Genomic DNA, 14,391 nt, shown 5'->3' on the forward strand with positions numbered 1-14,391 from the left:
GGCTAGCCCACCTTGCCGGCGAGGTCGTCCGCCAGCCCGTGCAGCACCGACTGCGCGCCCTTGCCGCCGTAGATCTCCTGGAGGGCCGCGGCCCAGCTGGTCGTCGCGTCGAAGAACTGCGCCTGCGGGGTGAACTGGATCTTCGTCTGGTCGACGACCGTCTCGAAGGTCTCCAGGAAGCCCGGCAGGTGCCGCATCTTGTCCTTGTACGCGGCGTCCTCGGCCACCGACCTGCGCACCGGATCGATGTGGTTGTGCGTGATCGCGCTTCTGCGCAGGTGCTCCTTGCCGGTGGCCCACTGCAGGAACAGCCAACCGGCGCTCTTCTTCTTGCTCCTGGCGTTCATGCCGAGCGACCAGATCCACATGTTGGTGGCGAGCGAGCCGTCCGGACCCTTCGGCCCGGGGTGGAAGGCGATCTTCCCGGAGGCGGGGCTCGCGCCCTTCACCGCCTGGAAGTAGGCGGCCGTGTCCGCGTCGAACAGCATCCCCGCCTTCTTCGCGCCCAGGTCGCTGGAGCACTGGTACCAGGTGTAGGAGGTCCAGGACGGCGGGCCGCCCCGCTTCACCATCCGCGCCCAGTCCTCGGTGAAGGCGACGGCCTCGGGGCTGTTCATCGCCGGTGTGAGCTTCCCGCTGTCGACCGTGAAGTCCTTCAGGCCGTTGCGGGCGTACATCGTCATGAAGCCGGGGTGGATGGTGGCCCAGCTCCTGGACCCGCGCACGGCGATCCCGTACATCCCGTCGAAGCCGGCGCCCGGCGCCTTCCGCTTGATGGTGGCGGCGAGTTCGGTCAGCTCGTCGAAGGACTCGGCCGGTTTCAGGCCGAGTCTGCCGAACACCTCGGTGTTGTAGGCGACGACATTGGTCTCCCAGCCCCACGGCAGCGCGTACTGCCCGCCCCGGCCCAGCGGCGCGCCCGCCTTCAGCGACCACTGGCCGGCCTGGAGGAGGTTCGGGAAGAAGTCCGCCTGGTCCCACTCGGCGCCCGTGGCCGCCGAGTTGCGCATCCAGGGCCCGAGGTCCTCCAGCCAGCCCGGCGGCCCGTACTGCCACACCATGTACGCGCCGAGCATGAAGACGTCGTAGGAGGCGCGCCCGCTGGACAGGTCGACGGTGAGTTTGTCGAAGTAGTTGTCCTCGGGGAAGACGTCGTACTCGACCTCGATGCCGGTCCGCGCGGTGAAGGACTTCAGGTCGGCGATCAGGGCGTCCGTGTACGGGTGCTTGTTGAGCAGTGCCTTGACCGTCGTGCCCTTCTCCCGTTTCCAGTCGAAGGAGCCGGTGATGTCGTCGGCGGCGGACCCGTCGCTCTTGCTGTCGTTCCCGCCGAAACCGGCGCCGCAGGCCGTGAGCAGCGGGGCGGCGGCGGCCCCGGCGGCGAGGGCGAGGAAGCGCCGGCGGTCGTGCACGTGCGTGTCCATCCGTACCTCCGCGTGGAGCCTGGTCAACACGTCGAGTCGACTCGCTAACAGAGAGTGGAACGGCCGAAGTGGGGCGTCAATCCCTCGCGCACGGGAAAATATCGGGGCACAGTGAGAAGTTCACAGATCCGGCTGCGACGGCGTGGGAGGTTCCGGATGGTGGACGAGGGTGCGGGCTGGCTGGGCGTCGACCTGGGCACGCAGAGCGTCCGCGTGCTGCTCGTCACCGCCGACGGCACGGTCCTCGGCAGCGGTTCGGCCCCACTGTCCGGGCGCCGCCACGGCGTGCGCCACGAGCAGGACCCGCTGCGCTGGTGGGCCGCGCTGTGCACGGCGTCCCGGGCCGCCCTGGGCGCGGCTCCCCCCGGCACACCGGTCGGCGGACTCGCGGTGTGCGGCACGTCCGGCACGGTGCTGCTGACGGACGCCTCGGGCCGGCCCGTGAGCCCGGCGCTGATGTACGACGACGGACGCGCCACGCGGGAGGCGGCGCGGATCAGGGAGGCGGGGCTCGTCGTTCAGGACACCTGGGCGCTGCCCAAGGCGCTGTGGCTGCTCGGGGAGTACGGCCCGGGCCTGCGCCTCGCCCACCAGCCCGACCTGATCGTCACCCGCCTCACCGGCGCCCCGCCCCCGGCCGACTCCAGCCACGCGCTCAAGACGGGCTACGACGTGGCGCACGAGTGCTGGCCGGAGGCCGCCCTGGCCCGACTGGGCGTCCCCGAGGGCCTGTTGCCCTCGGTCGTCCGCCCGGGCACCGTCCTCGGCGAGGTCTGCCCGGCCGCCGCCGACGCCACCGGCATCCCCGCCGGCACGCCGGTGCTCGCGGGGATGACCGACGGCTGCGCGGCCCAGATCGCCTCGGGCGCGCTGCGGCCCGGTTCCTGGAACTCGGTGCTGGGCACGACCCTGGTGGTCAAGGGCGCGGCCCGCGACCCGGTCCGGGACCCCACCGGCGTGGTCTACAACCACCGCGCCCCGGACGGCACCTGGCTGCCCGGCGGGGCCTCCAGCGTCGGGGCCGGGGCGCTCGCGGCGCACTTCCCGGGCGCCGATCCCGCCGCGATGGACGAACGGGCCGCGGCGTTCGAGCCGTCGAGCGCGGTCGCCTATCCGCTGGTCTCCCCGGGGGAGCGGTTCCCGTTCCGGGCGCCGCAGGCCACCTCGCTCCTGCTGGGCGAGGTGGCGGACGACGCCGACCGGTGGGCCGCCCTGCTCCAGGGCGTCGGCTTCGCGGAACGCCTGTGCCTGGACTGTCTGCACCACCTCGGCGCCCCCCTCGACGGCCCGCTCACCTTCACCGGGGGTGGGGCGCGCAGCCCTTACTGGAACCAGTTGCGCGCCGACATCCTGGGCCGCCCGGCCCGCGTCCCCGAACAGACCGAACCGGCGCTGGGGATGGCGGCGCTGGCCGCGTTCGGGGCGTCGGGGGCCGGTTCGCTCGCCGGCGCCGCCGAGCGCATGGTCCGCGTCCGGACCGTCCTCGAACCCCGCCCCGGCCGCACGGCGGTCTTCGCCGAGCCGTACGCACGCCTCGTCGACGCCCTCCGGGACCGCGGCTGGCTGCCCGCCGCCGTCGCCGAACACGCCCGGGCCCGGCTGCACCTGGACACGGACCGATCATGACCGGGACCCTGGTGCGGCCCCGCCCCGGCGGGCCGACCCTCCCGGTGCGACCCCGCACCGACCGCCCGCCCCCCCGGAGCGGCCCCGCACCGACCGCCCGACCGCACGCGAACGGACCGGCCCATGACCACGACCCTCCTGCTGGCCCGCCACGGACAGACCGTCTGGCACGCCGAGAACCGCTACGCCGGCATCAGCGACATCCCCCTCACCGACACCGGCCGCGCCCAGGCCGAGGCACTCGGCCGCTGGGCCGCCGCCCACCCGGTGGACGCGGTGCGCACGTCCCCGCTGTCCCGGGCCGTCGCCACCGCCGACCCCGCCTGCCGTGCCCTCGGCCTCGCCCCGCAGCTCGAACCGGACCTGCGCGAATGCGACTTCGGCGTCGTCGAGGGCCGCACGCTCGCGGAGTTCGAGGCCGAGGACCCGGAGTGGGCCGCGGCCTACCGGGCCGACCCGGTGGCGCACTCCTTCCCCGGCGCCGAGGACCCGACGGCGGCGGCGGCCCGGGGGGTGCGGGCCCTGCGGGAGATCGCCGCCGCGCACCCGGACGGACGCGTCCTGGTCGTCGCCCACAACACCCTGCTGCGCCTGGTGCTGTGCAGCCTGCTGTCGATCCCCGCCCGGGAGTACCGCAGGGTCTTCCCGCGGCTGCGGAACGCGGCGATCAGCGAACTGCGCGTGCGGCCCGACGGTTCCGCCGCGCTGCTCTCCCTGAACGTGCCGTGCGATCCGGACTTGCCGTAGCGCGACGAGCCCGGGCCGCGGACCGGCCTCCCGCGCGGAAGACCCCCGCGAGTCACGTCCTCGCGGGGGTCTTCCTCTTACCGCCTGCCGTTCGTGAAGGGTGAGAAGACGATCACGAGGCAGGACGCTTCACGGGGGCGGCCTCAGGGGGCCAGCAGCAGCACGTCCGCCCGGGACTTCGCGGCCTCGTAACGCCGGGCCACGTCCTGCCAGTTGACGACCTGCCACATGGCCTCGATGAAGTCCACCTTCTGGTTGCGGTACTGCAGGTAGAAGGCGTGCTCCCAGGCGTCGAAGACCAGGATGGGGGTCGCGCCCTGGCCGACGTTGCCCTGGTGGTCGTAGACCTGCTCGACGATCAGCCGGCCGCTCAGCGGCTCGTAGGCGAGCACGCCCCAGCCGGAGCCCTGCGTGGTCGCGGAGGCCTTGGACAGCTGCGCCTTGAAGCGGGCGAAGGAGCCGAAGGACTCGGTGATCGCGTCCGCCAGCTCACCCACGCCGTCCTGCGCGAGCGGCTCGCCGCCGCCGTCCTTCGGGCCGGTCATGTTCTGCCAGTAGATGCTGTGCAGGATGTGGCCGGAGAGGTGGAAGGCCAGGTTCTTCTCCAGCCCGTTGATCGACCCCCAGGCCTCCTTGTCCCGCGCTTCGGCGAGCTGCTCCAGCGTGTCGTTGGCGCCCTTCACATAGGCCGCGTGGTGCTTGTCGTGGTGCAGCTCGATGATCTCGGGGCTGATCACGGGGGCGAGTGCCGCGTAGTCGTACGGCAGGTCGGGCAGCGTGTAGACGGGCATGGGCGGGTTCCCCTCCGAACCTCTTATTGCAACAGGCTTGCAACTGCACGCTAGCAGCAAGAGGTCCGGGAGGGGTGGCCAGGGCACAGAAAAAGGCCCCCGCGTGTTCCGCGGGGGCCGGTCGGGTGCGGCGGCTACCGCCGGGCGCGCGCCCGCTGCCAGGCGTAGCCGACGGCCGCGAGGACCAGGGTCATCCCGCCCGTGGAGTACAGCTGCACCCGGGTGTCCGGCTCCCGGGCCATCAGGACGAACACGGCGGCCATGCCGGCCAGGGCGAGCCACGTCAGCCACGGGAACGCCCACATGCGCACGACCAGCTTCCCGGGCGCCTCGCGCTCCGTCCGGCGGCGCAGCCGCAGCTGCGAGACGGCGATGAAGATCCACACGACGAGGATCACCGCGCCGATCATGTTCAGCAGCCAGGCGAAGACGTCGTTCGGCCGCCAGTAGCTCAGCAGTACGCACAGGAACCCGAACACACAGGAGGCCAGGACGGCGATCCGCGGCACCCCGCCCGAGACCCGGCCGAGCCCCTTCGGGCCCTGGCCGCGCTCCACCAGCGAGTAGGCGATGCGGGAGGCGCCGTAGATGTTGGCGTTCATCGCGGACAGCAGCGCCACCAGCACGACCACGTTCATCAGCTGCCCGGCGCCCGGGATGCCCAGTTCGTCGAGGGCCGCGACGTACGGGCCCTTCTCGACGACCTCCTTCGAGTCCCACGGCACGAGCGTGACGATGACCGCCATCGAGCCCACGTAGAACAGCGCGATGCGCCACATCGCGGTGCGCACCGCGCTCGCCACGCCCTGGACGGGGTTCTCCGACTCGGCGGCCGCGATCGTCACCGTCTCCAGGCCGCCGTAGGCGAAGACCGAGGCGAGCAGGCCGATGACCAGGCCCTCGCCGCCGTTGGGCAGGAAGTCGGTGAGGTTGCCCGCGCCGGGGGAGTCGGTGCCGGGCAGGACGCCCAGGATCGCCAGGACGCCGAGCACCAGGAACAGGGTGATCGCGGCGACCTTCAGCGCCGCGAACCAGAACTCGAACTCGCCGAAGTTCTTCACCGCCGCGAGGTTGGTGCCGCAGAAGACGACCATGAACAGCGCCACCCACGCCCACTCCGGGGTGCCGGGCAGCCAGCCGCTGACGATCTTCGCGGCGCCGATGCCCTCCAGGCCGACCGCCGTGCACAGCAGCACCCAGAACGACCAGCCGGCGGTGAACCCGGCCCACGGGCCGATCGCCCGCTCGGCGTGCGCCGAGAACGAGCCCGACGACGGATACGCGGCCGACATCTCGCCGAGCATCCGCATCACCAGCATCACGAGGAGACCGGAGAGGGCGTAGGCGACCACGATCGAGGGACCGGCGGCGGCGATCCCCGCGCCGGAACCGACGAACAGTCCGGCGCCGATCACCCCGCCGAGGGCGATCATCGACAGATGGCGCTGCTTGAGGCCGTGGGAGAGGGAGACGCCGTCCGTGCCGGTCGGCGTCTCCTGGGTGGTGCTGCTGGGCATGGGCGCGGCTCGTCCAATGCGTGAGGGGTGTACGCGGGCAAAAACGCCGCCAGTCTCGGACGCCTCCCCGCCCGGGCGGAGAGGCATCCCACGATGTGGACACCCGGGTCGCTCAGCGTGCCTACGCGGCCACCGGCGTGTAGTGCGAGGCGTCGCCCTCGATGGCGTGGCTCTCCTTGCCCTCCACCCCCACGGGGACGTCTCCGGCGACCGTCACCCGGTGCAGCCGGCGCGGCAGGCCGTCGTAGTTGTCGACGGCGTAGTGCTGGGTGATGCGGTTGTCGAACAGGACGAGCTGGTTCGGCGACCAGCGGTGGCGCAGCACGTGCTCGGGCCGGGTCACGTACGCCTGGAGCAGGTCGAGGACCGTGCGGGACTCGCCGGGCGACAGGCCCACGATCCGCTGGGCGAAACCGCCGATGAACAGGCCCCGCTCGCCGGTCAGCGGGTGGACGCGCACCACCGGATGGACCGTGCGGTACGTGATCGAGGTGAACTCGGCGCGCCGGGCCGCCTGATCCTCGTCGACGTCCTCCTCCGGTACGGCGTAGTCGTAGTCGTTGGTGTGCTCCGCCCACAGCGTGTCCGCCAGGCGCCGCAGGGGATCGGGCAGGCTCCGGTAGGCGGCGGCCGAGCTGGCGATCAGGGTCTCGCCGCCGTAGGGCGGGACCGTGATGCTGCGCAGGCTGGTGACCTGCGGCGGGTTGAGGACGAAGGTGACGTCGGTGTGCCAGTGGTTGGCGGCCCGGCCGTCGCCGCTGTCGACGGGCAGGACGTGCGGGGCGCCGTCGACGGCGGACACCGTCGGATGGGCCGTGGTGATGTCGCCGAAGTGGCGGGCGAAGGCCTGCTGGCCCGCGTCGTCCAGGCCCTCGGCGTCCAGGACGAGGGCCTTGTGCGTGTTGAGCGCCTCGCGCAGGGCGGCGTACGTCTCCCCGTCCAGCGGCCGGGTGAGGTCGACGCCCTCGACACGGGCGCCGATGTGTGCGGTGATCTTGTGGATCTCGATGGCCATGGCGGTTTCCTTCCGGGTCAGACGAGGGCGGGGGCGGCGACGTACTGGTTGGCGGGGCGCGGCAGGCCGTAGCGCTCCCGCAGGGTGCTGCGGGGCCCGTACTCCGTGCGCAGCAGACCGCGATCGCGCAGCAACGGGACGACATGGTCGACGAACGCCTCCAGGCCGGAGGGCAGCACCGCGGGCATGATGTTGAAGCCGTCGGCCGCGCCGGAGGTGAACCACAGCTCGACGGTGTCGGCGACCTGCTCGGGCGTCCCGGCGAAGGTGAGGTGCCCGCGGCCGCCGCCGAGCCGCCCGATCAGCTGCCGCACGGTGAGCCGGTCGCGCCGGGCCAGCTCGACGATCAGCGTGTAGCGGCTCCTGGCGCCCTCGATGGCGCTCTCCGGCGGCAGGTCGGCCGGCAGCGGGCCGTCCAGGTCGAGGCTGCCCGGGTCCAGGTGCAGCAGCCGCTCCAGCTGACGCACGCCGTGCGTGTGCACGATGTGGTCCTCCAGGACCCGCTCGTGCGCCCGCGCCTCGGCCTCGGTCGAGCCGATCACCGGGACGATGCCCGGCAGCACCTTGACGTGCCCGGCGTCCCGGCCGGCCGCGACCGTGCGGGCCTTGAGGTCGGCGTAGAAGGCCCGCGCGTCCTCGATCGTCTGCTGCGCGGTGAACACCGCCTCCGCGTAGCGGGCCGCGAACCGCTTGCCGTCCTCGGAGGACCCGGCCTGCACCAGCAGCGGGTAACCCTGCGGGGAGCGGGGCACGTTGAGCGCACCCTCGACGCTGAAGAAGCGGCCCCGGTGCCGGGGCGGGTGGATCTTCGTGTCGTCGCCCCACACGCCCGCCGCCTTGTCGGCGACGATCGTGTCGTCCTCCCAGCTGTCCCACAGCTTCAGCGCCACGTCGAGGAACTCGGCGGCCCGCGCGTACCGTTCGGCGTGCGCCGGCTCGGCGTCCAGACCGAAGTTGCGGGCGGCCTCGGCACCGGCGGTGGTGACGATGTTCCAGCCCGCCCGGCCGCCGCTGAGGTGGTCCAGCGTGGCGAACTTCCGGGCCAGGTTGTAGGGCGAATTGTACGAGGTGGACGCCGTGGCGATCAGGCCGATGTGCTCGGTGGCCGTCGCCAGCGCGGTCAGCAGCGTGATCGGCTCCAGCGCCCCGGCGGGCCGCTGCGCCACACTGCTCCACAGCTGCGGGCCGTCGGCCAGGAACAGCGAGTCGAAGGTGCCCCGCTCGGCGATCCGCGCCAGCCGCACGTAGTGGGCCAGGTCGACACTCGCGTGCGGGTCGCTCTCCGGCAGCCGCCACGACGCCTCGTGGTGGCCGGTGTTCATCAGGAACGCGTTCAGATGCAGCTCTCTGCGGCTCATCGGTGGTCCTCCGTGACACCGAGCGCGGCCAGCAGCCGCTCCCGGTACTCGCCGAGCAGGGGATCGCGGTACGACCGCGGGTGCGGGCGGTCGATGGTCAGGTCGAGGCCGATCCGGCCCTTCTCCAGGACGAGCACCCGGTCGGCGAGCACGATCGCCTCGTCCACGTCGTGGGTGACCAGCAGCACCGAGGGCCGGTGGCGCTCCCACAGCTCCCGCAGCAGCCCGTGCATCCGGATCCGGGTCAGCGCGTCCAGCGCCCCGAACGGCTCGTCGGCCAGCAGCAGTTCCGGCTGCTGCACCAGGGAGCGGGCCAGGGCGGCGCGCTGGGCCTCCCCGCCGGACAGCTCGCCCGGCCAGGCCCGCTCGCGGCCCTTCAGCCCGACCTCCTCCAGGGCCGCCCGGCCCCGGCGCCCGGCGTCCTTGCCCTCGGCGCCGAGGAGCACGTTGTCCAGCACCCGGCGCCAGGGCAGCAGCCGGGAGTCCTGGAAGACGACCGACACCCGCCCGGGCGCGGTCAGCTGCCCGGAGCCCGTGACGCCGTGGTCGAGTCCGGCGACGGCCCGCAGCAGCGTGCTCTTGCCGGAGCCGCTGTGCCCCAGCAGGGCCGTGAGCTGCCCGGCGGGCAGATCCAGGTCGATGCCGTCGAGGACCGTGCGCCCGCCGAAGGACCGGGTCAGCCCGCGCAGTTGCACGGCGGGGCGGGTCAGCTGCTCAGTGTGCGGCGCCATGACAGCACCCTCCGTTCGACGATGCGGACCGCGCTGTCGGAGACCAGGCCGAAGACGCCGTAGACGACCAGTCCGACGAGGATGACGTCCGTCTGGCCGTAGTTCTGCGCCTGGAACATCAGGTAGCCGAGCCCGCTGGTGGCGTTGATCTGCTCCAGCACCACCAGACCCAGCCAGGAGCCGGTCACGCCGAGCCGCAGCCCGACGAAGAAGCCGGGCAGCGCGCCGGGGATGACGACCTCGCGGATGAACCGCGGCTTCGACAGGCCCTGCACCTCGGCCAGTTCGACGAACCGGCTGTCGATGCCGGACAGCGCGGCATGCGTGTTGAGGTAGATCGGGATGTAGACGACGATCGCGATGATGGCGATCTTGAAGGTCTCGCCGATGCCCAGCCACAGGATGAACAGCGGGATCAGGCCCAGGGTGGGGATGGCCCGGTTCAGGTTCACGGTGCCGTCGATCAGCGCCTCGCCGGTCCGGGTGAGCCCCGAGGCCAGCGCCAGCAGGATCCCCACGGTCAGGCCGATCGCGAAGCCGCTCGCCGCGCGCCGCAGCGAGGTCAGGATGTCGTCCGGCAGGGTGCCCTCGCTCCACAGGCGCGTGCCCGTCTCCAGCACCGTCCAGGGCGCCGGGATCGCGCCCGGGTCGAGCAGCCCGGCCGCGGAGGCGGCGACCCACAGGGCGAGGACCGCGGCGGGTCCGACGAGCCGGGTGGCCGGCAGCCGCCGGCCGGGGGCCAGCCGCCGGCGCCGGCGTACCTGGTGCGCCTCCTCGGCCGGGGCGAGCGGGGCGGCGGTGCTCGTGTGCGTGGTCGTGGTCACGGCGGTCACCTCCGGTACTCCGCCGGCACGGCCTCGGCCGCGAGGGACTCGAAGCGGTGGTCGAACAGCTCGGAGACGTCGAACTTCTTCACGAAGCCGCCCTCCGCGAGCAGGTCCGCGGTCTCCTGCTCCCACCGGATCGCCTCGTCCCAGCGCGGCGGGAACAGCGGCTTGTTGGCCAGCGCGGTCACCGCCTTCGCCTGCGCGAGGGTCAGGTTCTGCGTCCCCACGTAGAACCGCTCGTTCCACTCCTCGGGGTGCTCGTACGTCCACACCTGGCCCTTCGCCCAGTACGGGATGTACGCGGCGACCGCGGCGGCCTTCGCCCGGTCGTTCAGCACCGACACCGGCGCCCACAGCAGGTTGAGCAGGTCCACCACGTCGGTTCTGATGGTGCGGGCCGACGCGTACTGCGCCAGATACGCCGGGGCCTGCGTGTTGCCCAGCGGCGCGATGTCCACCTGCCCGGACTGCAGCGCGGTGAGGAACTGGTTGCTGGTCAGCGGCACCAGCTCCACGTCGTCGTACGCCAGCCCCGCCTTCTTCAGCGCCCGCAGCAGGACGACGCCCTGCGCCTGCCCCTGGGAGAAGGCGAGCCGCCTGCCCCGGAAGTCGGCGACCCGGCGGATGTCGCTGCCGGGCTTGGTCGCGAACAGGTAGTTGGGCTTGCGGGTGATGTTGATCGCGACGATCTTCGCGTCGAAGCCCTGGTAGTGCGCCTGGATCGGCGGGATACCCGCGTTGTTGGCGACGTCCAGGGACTTGGCGCGGAAGGCGTTGATGACATCGGGACCGGCGCCGATGTTCAGCCAGTCGGACACCTCGAACGGCAGATCGCCGAACCCGGCCAGCTCGAACTGGAGCTGCTGCGCGTTCTGGTACGAGGCGATCTTCAGGCTCGTCCCGGCGGGCACCTTCGTGGCCAGGGGGGCGTCGGCCGCCGTCTTGTCGGCCGCCGCGCTGCTGTCCGCGCAGCCGCTCAGTCCGGCCGCCGCGGCCGTCACGCCGAGCAGCGAGGTCAGAAACAGACGCCGGCCGGGACCGGAAACAGGGGGAGAGGGCATGGGAGGCTCCCTGGAGGTGGAAGAGGGCACAGCGCAGCGAATTCCGGCAGAAAAGAGGACGCCGAGGGAATTCACGCGAATGTCACAAAGAAAGGAGAAGGCGAGAAGGCGCTCCGGGAAGGGGCGCCAAGGGCGCGTCAACGGGTCAGCAACAGAGGGTGCGACAGCTCGTGAGCGGGCTCATGAACAGGATGTTCCTGGTCGGCGACGCGCCCTGTCAACATTCCGAGTTTCTGAATTAAATAGCCTCAGGTGACACGGCCAGCGGATCCCGGTAGAGCACGTCGAGCGCCACCGCACCGCCCGCCACGGCCAGTACGGAATCCGGGAAACTGCTCGGCCTCACGGTATCGGCACGCCCCGAGCCGACCTCCTCGCGCAATGCGGCGAGGCAGTCCTCCCGGTGCATGACCCCGATCTCCGTCACGACCACCCGCTCCGGATTGAGCACGTCCAGCAGCAGCCCCACCGCGCGCCCCACCCGCCGCGACCGCTCCAGCAGCAGCCCGGCCGCCACCGGGTCACCGGCCGCCGCCGCACCGACCACGTGCATCGGGTTCGCCCCGCCGCGGACCCCCGCCGCACGGGCCCGCCGGCACAGGGTCCGCTCGCTCAACTCCGCCTGCAGGCAGCCCGTCCGGCCGCAGTCGCAGCGCTCCGAGCCGCCCGGCACCGGCAGATGGGCGATGGCCCCGGCCTGCGAGCGCGGCCCGTGGTGCACCTCGTCGTGGGTCGCGAACGCCGCGTCCACCACGTTGCCCGCGAACAGGTGCAGCAGACTCCGGCCGCCCCGCGCCCGCCCGAACAGCCGCTCGGCGTTGACCAGCGCCCGCGCGTGCCCGTCCACATGGACCGGCAGCCCGGTGCGCGCCCCGAGCAGCTCCCGCACCGGCACCTCGCGCCAGCCCAGCAGCGGATGCTCCACGACGGTGCCCGAATCGCGGTCCACCCAGCCGCCCGCCGCGAACCCCACCCCCAGCGCCCTGCTGCCCGCGGCCCGGCCGAGCAGCGCCGCCAGCCCGTCGGCCGCCCGGGCCAGCACCCGTGCGGGCTCGATGCCCTCGTGCTTCAGCTCCCGGTGGGCCACCACGCGCCCGCGCAGGTCCAGCAGCGCCACCGTGGTGTGCGGCACCGCCACATGCACCCCGCCCACCACGAACCGGGAGTCGTCCAGGTCGACCGGCAGGTGCGGCCGCCCCACCCCCTTGGAACGCAACGGCACGGCCGACTCGCGGATCAGGCCCGACTCGGCGAAGCGGGCGCAGTAGTCGCTCACCGACGCCGGCGACAGACCGGTGAGGCGGGCGATGGTGCTGCGCGCGACCGGCCCGTGCTCCAGCACGGACCGCAGGACGACGCTCGCGCTGGTGCGGCGCCGGTCGCTGTCGGCGACACGGGGGATGGGGGACGTCAGAAGGGGAGCCGCGGTTCGAGGCATGGGAGTCTTCCTGGGGCCGGTCCGACACTGCGCCGTCTCGATCGGCGGGCCGGATCCGCTCCGCCCCGCCTCACACCGGGCGGCGACAGGTGGCCGTGCCCTGGCGGCGCAGGTCGACATAGCGACGCTGCGAGAAGTACCGGGCCTGGGCAACCATGGCCGCGACGCTAGCAAAACGGCCCGGGACTGCCCAGACGGCGACCGACGGGCGAGACGGCGGACCCGGCGCCTTTGGCGGAAACCTACAGAGGGCTCCCGCGCCCCTCGCGTGTCGCACGGCACCCGAGCACCGTGACCGGCGTCACGCTCCACTCGGTGTAACCGCACTCTTTGTGCGGAGCCGACCAAGCCCCGGTTCGCGCCTTTGTCGACCGCTGACGGTGATCCGGCCGAGGGCGCTGGGATAGCGTCACGGTGTCCCACCGGCCCTCACCCTCGCGGAGTCCCCATGAGCACCGCTGCCGCCACGCCCGCCCGCACCGGACAGGTCCTCGCCGACCTGCTCCCCTCCTCCCGTGTCCGGGACGCGGCCCTCGTGCTCGGCGGCGCCGCGCTCACCGGCCTCGCCGCCCAGCTCTCCGTGCCCGTGCCGGGCTCCCCGGTGCCGGTGACCGGCCAGACCTTCGCCGCGCTGCTCGTCGGCACGTCCCTCGGCGCCGGCCGCGGTTTCCTCGCCCTGGCGCTGTACGCGCTGGCGGGCCTGGCGGGCGTGCCGTGGTTCGCGGGCGCCTCCTCCGGCGTCGCCCCCTCCTTCGGCTACATCCTCGGCATGATCCTCGCCGCGACCGTCGTGGGCGCCCTGGCCCGCCGCGGCGCCGACCGCTCGGTGTGGCGCATGGCCGGCACGATGCTCGTCGGCGAGGCCGTCATCTACGCCGTCGGCGTGCCCTACCTGGCCCTGGCCACCGGCATGTCCGCCACCGCCGCGATCGCCGCCGGCCTCACGCCGTTCCTGATCGGCGACGCGCTGAAGGCCGCGCTGGCGATGGGCGCGCTGCCGACGGCGTGGAAGTTCGCGAACAAGCGCTGAGCGCGCGCCTGCCGTCGAGGCCGGCCGGGACGTACCGTCCCGGCCGGCCTCTTTCCGTGTCCGCCCCGCGAGGGCGCCGGATCAGCCCTCCCGCACCGCCGGCCGCCGCCGCTGCGACCACCACAGACCGGCCACGCCGGCGGCCAGCAGCGACGCACCGGCCGCGCCCAGCGGCAGCAGATCACGCGCCGGACCCGTCCGGGGCAGTTCCTCGCGGCCCGGGCCCGCCGGCTCGTTGTCCGTACCGAGCAGCAGGGGAGTGGCCGGCGCGTCCGGCGACGGGTTGGTCGTGCCGAACGGCACCGGGCCCTGCTGCCAGAACGTCTTCTTCCCGTCGCCCGTCTGAACGGGCAGACAGATCTTCCCGGTCTTGCCCAGGTCGTACGTCGCGTCCACGGCGAACGACTTCGACTCACCCGCCGCGAGACGGTCGAGCGGGCAGGCGAATCCGCTGTTCGAACCCTCCGGAAGGTCCTTCTCGGCTATCGCGGAACACCCCTCCACGTTCTTGACGACAAGCCCGTCGAAACCGACGACCAACAGCCTGGTCTTTCCGCTGTCCTTGGTCCCCTCGTTCTTCACCGTGGCGGTGATCGCCGTCTTTTCCGAGGCGTTGTCGACGGAGATCTTCCCGGGCAGCAGCGTGGTGAACTCGACCCCCGCCGGAGCTTCGTCGACGACCTTTCCCCCCTTGCTGCTCGCGGGCCCTTCGTCCTCCGCGCCGGCGGTGCCGGAAAGGATCAGCACCGCCGAGAATGATGCCGCGACCAGCGGTCCCGCGACCACGGCCGTACGACGAGAACTCATGTTCGTCCCCCCTTGCGTC

General features: G+C 72.7%; 13 protein-coding genes. 3 read left to right on the top strand and 10 right to left on the bottom strand.

Annotated elements, in window-relative coordinates; translation table 11 throughout:
- Nucleotides 1-2: 2 nt before the first annotated feature.
- Nucleotides 3-1,424: an extracellular solute-binding protein gene (locus ACIGAN_RS27435; protein WP_365744912.1), complete on the bottom strand. Its 1,422-nt coding sequence runs from the start codon at nt 1,422-1,424 to the stop codon at nt 3-5.
- 156 nt (nt 1,425-1,580) lie between these two features.
- Here ACIGAN_RS27435 and ACIGAN_RS27440 point away from each other — a divergent pair, with 156 nt between their 5' ends.
- Together ACIGAN_RS27440 and ACIGAN_RS27445 are read left to right on the top strand one after the other, a co-directional pair.
- Nucleotides 1,581-3,050, top strand: coding sequence for an FGGY-family carbohydrate kinase (locus ACIGAN_RS27440; RefSeq protein ID WP_399861595.1), 1,470 nt, complete (start codon nt 1,581-1,583; stop codon nt 3,048-3,050).
- A 123-nt stretch (nt 3,051-3,173) separates the two neighbouring features.
- On the top strand, nt 3,174-3,797 hold the full coding sequence (locus tag ACIGAN_RS27445; protein WP_399861597.1) for a histidine phosphatase family protein: 624 nt from the start codon (nt 3,174-3,176) through the stop codon (nt 3,795-3,797).
- A gap of 143 nt (nt 3,798-3,940) precedes the next feature.
- Here the strand turns inward: ACIGAN_RS27445 and ACIGAN_RS27450 are convergent, their stop codons facing one another.
- From ACIGAN_RS27450 to ACIGAN_RS27485, 8 genes are all read right to left on the bottom strand, one after another.
- On the bottom strand, nt 3,941-4,588 hold the full coding sequence (locus tag ACIGAN_RS27450) for a superoxide dismutase (RefSeq protein WP_365099399.1): 648 nt from the start codon (nt 4,586-4,588) through the stop codon (nt 3,941-3,943).
- A 134-nt stretch (nt 4,589-4,722) separates the two neighbouring features.
- Complete coding sequence (locus ACIGAN_RS27455; RefSeq protein ID WP_399861600.1) at nt 4,723-6,105, bottom strand: amino acid permease; 1,383 nt, start codon at nt 6,103-6,105, stop codon at nt 4,723-4,725.
- 121 nt (nt 6,106-6,226) lie between these two features.
- Nucleotides 6,227-7,120, bottom strand: coding sequence for a TauD/TfdA dioxygenase family protein (locus ACIGAN_RS27460; RefSeq protein ID WP_399861602.1), 894 nt, complete (start codon nt 7,118-7,120; stop codon nt 6,227-6,229).
- A gap of 17 nt (nt 7,121-7,137) precedes the next feature.
- A complete protein-coding gene (locus ACIGAN_RS27465; RefSeq protein WP_365744903.1) occupies nt 7,138-8,478 on the bottom strand; it encodes an LLM class flavin-dependent oxidoreductase in 1,341 nt (446 codons plus the stop codon).
- Nucleotides 8,475-9,209, bottom strand: coding sequence for an ABC transporter ATP-binding protein (locus ACIGAN_RS27470; protein ID WP_365744901.1), 735 nt, complete (start codon nt 9,207-9,209; stop codon nt 8,475-8,477). Before ACIGAN_RS27470 ends, ACIGAN_RS27465 begins: the two co-directional genes overlap by 4 nt.
- Nucleotides 9,185-10,042 (bottom strand): ABC transporter permease, encoded by an 858-nt coding sequence (locus ACIGAN_RS27475; RefSeq protein ID WP_399861605.1) that lies wholly within the window; start codon nt 10,040-10,042, stop codon nt 9,185-9,187. Before ACIGAN_RS27475 ends, ACIGAN_RS27470 begins: the two co-directional genes overlap by 25 nt.
- Nucleotides 10,039-11,097 carry an ABC transporter substrate-binding protein gene (locus ACIGAN_RS27480; protein ID WP_399861607.1) on the bottom strand — a complete coding sequence of 353 codons (1,059 nt, stop codon included), beginning with the start codon at nt 11,095-11,097 and terminating at the stop codon, nt 10,039-10,041. The genes ACIGAN_RS27475 and ACIGAN_RS27480 overlap by 4 nt, the downstream gene beginning before the upstream one ends.
- A gap of 238 nt (nt 11,098-11,335) precedes the next feature.
- Nucleotides 11,336-12,535: an ROK family protein gene (locus ACIGAN_RS27485; RefSeq protein ID WP_365744895.1), complete on the bottom strand. Its 1,200-nt coding sequence runs from the start codon at nt 12,533-12,535 to the stop codon at nt 11,336-11,338.
- A gap of 448 nt (nt 12,536-12,983) precedes the next feature.
- On the opposite strand from ACIGAN_RS27485, the gene ACIGAN_RS27490 reads away from it, so the two are divergent.
- A complete protein-coding gene (locus ACIGAN_RS27490) occupies nt 12,984-13,565 on the top strand; it encodes a biotin transporter BioY (RefSeq protein WP_399861610.1) in 582 nt (193 codons plus the stop codon).
- Between the two features lie 81 nt (nt 13,566-13,646).
- Here the strand turns inward: ACIGAN_RS27490 and ACIGAN_RS27495 are convergent, their stop codons facing one another.
- Nucleotides 13,647-14,372, bottom strand: a complete 726-nt coding sequence (locus ACIGAN_RS27495) for a hypothetical protein (RefSeq protein WP_399861612.1) — start codon at nt 14,370-14,372, stop codon at nt 13,647-13,649.
- Between the last annotated feature and the right edge of the window lie 19 nt (nt 14,373-14,391).

This window comes from Streptomyces sp. NPDC085931 (assembly GCF_044540565.1).
In the GTDB taxonomy this organism is placed as follows: Bacteria; Actinomycetota; Actinomycetes; order Streptomycetales; family Streptomycetaceae; genus Streptomyces.

Excerpts from the sequence above, each read along its gene's own strand:
- ACIGAN_RS27450 (WP_365099399.1), bottom strand. The coding sequence starts at position 4,588 with ATGCCCGTCTACACGCTGCCCGACCTGCCGTACGACTACGCGGCACTC.
- ACIGAN_RS27490 (WP_399861610.1), top strand. The coding sequence starts at position 12,984 with ATGAGCACCGCTGCCGCCACGCCCGCCCGCACCGGACAGGTCCTCGCC.
- ACIGAN_RS27440 (WP_399861595.1), top strand. The coding sequence starts at position 1,581 with ATGGTGGACGAGGGTGCGGGCTGGCTGGGCGTCGACCTGGGCACGCAG.
- ACIGAN_RS27445 (WP_399861597.1), top strand. The coding sequence starts at position 3,174 with ATGACCACGACCCTCCTGCTGGCCCGCCACGGACAGACCGTCTGGCAC.
- ACIGAN_RS27435 (WP_365744912.1), bottom strand. The coding sequence starts at position 1,424 with ATGGACACGCACGTGCACGACCGCCGGCGCTTCCTCGCCCTCGCCGCC.
- ACIGAN_RS27485 (WP_365744895.1), bottom strand. The coding sequence starts at position 12,535 with ATGCCTCGAACCGCGGCTCCCCTTCTGACGTCCCCCATCCCCCGTGTC.
- ACIGAN_RS27470 (WP_365744901.1), bottom strand. The coding sequence starts at position 9,209 with ATGGCGCCGCACACTGAGCAGCTGACCCGCCCCGCCGTGCAACTGCGC.
- ACIGAN_RS27480 (WP_399861607.1), bottom strand. The coding sequence starts at position 11,097 with ATGCCCTCTCCCCCTGTTTCCGGTCCCGGCCGGCGTCTGTTTCTGACC.
- ACIGAN_RS27465 (WP_365744903.1), bottom strand. The coding sequence starts at position 8,478 with ATGAGCCGCAGAGAGCTGCATCTGAACGCGTTCCTGATGAACACCGGC.
- ACIGAN_RS27495 (WP_399861612.1), bottom strand. The coding sequence starts at position 14,372 with ATGAGTTCTCGTCGTACGGCCGTGGTCGCGGGACCGCTGGTCGCGGCA.
- ACIGAN_RS27455 (WP_399861600.1), bottom strand. The coding sequence starts at position 6,105 with ATGCCCAGCAGCACCACCCAGGAGACGCCGACCGGCACGGACGGCGTC.
- ACIGAN_RS27460 (WP_399861602.1), bottom strand. The coding sequence starts at position 7,120 with ATGGCCATCGAGATCCACAAGATCACCGCACACATCGGCGCCCGTGTC.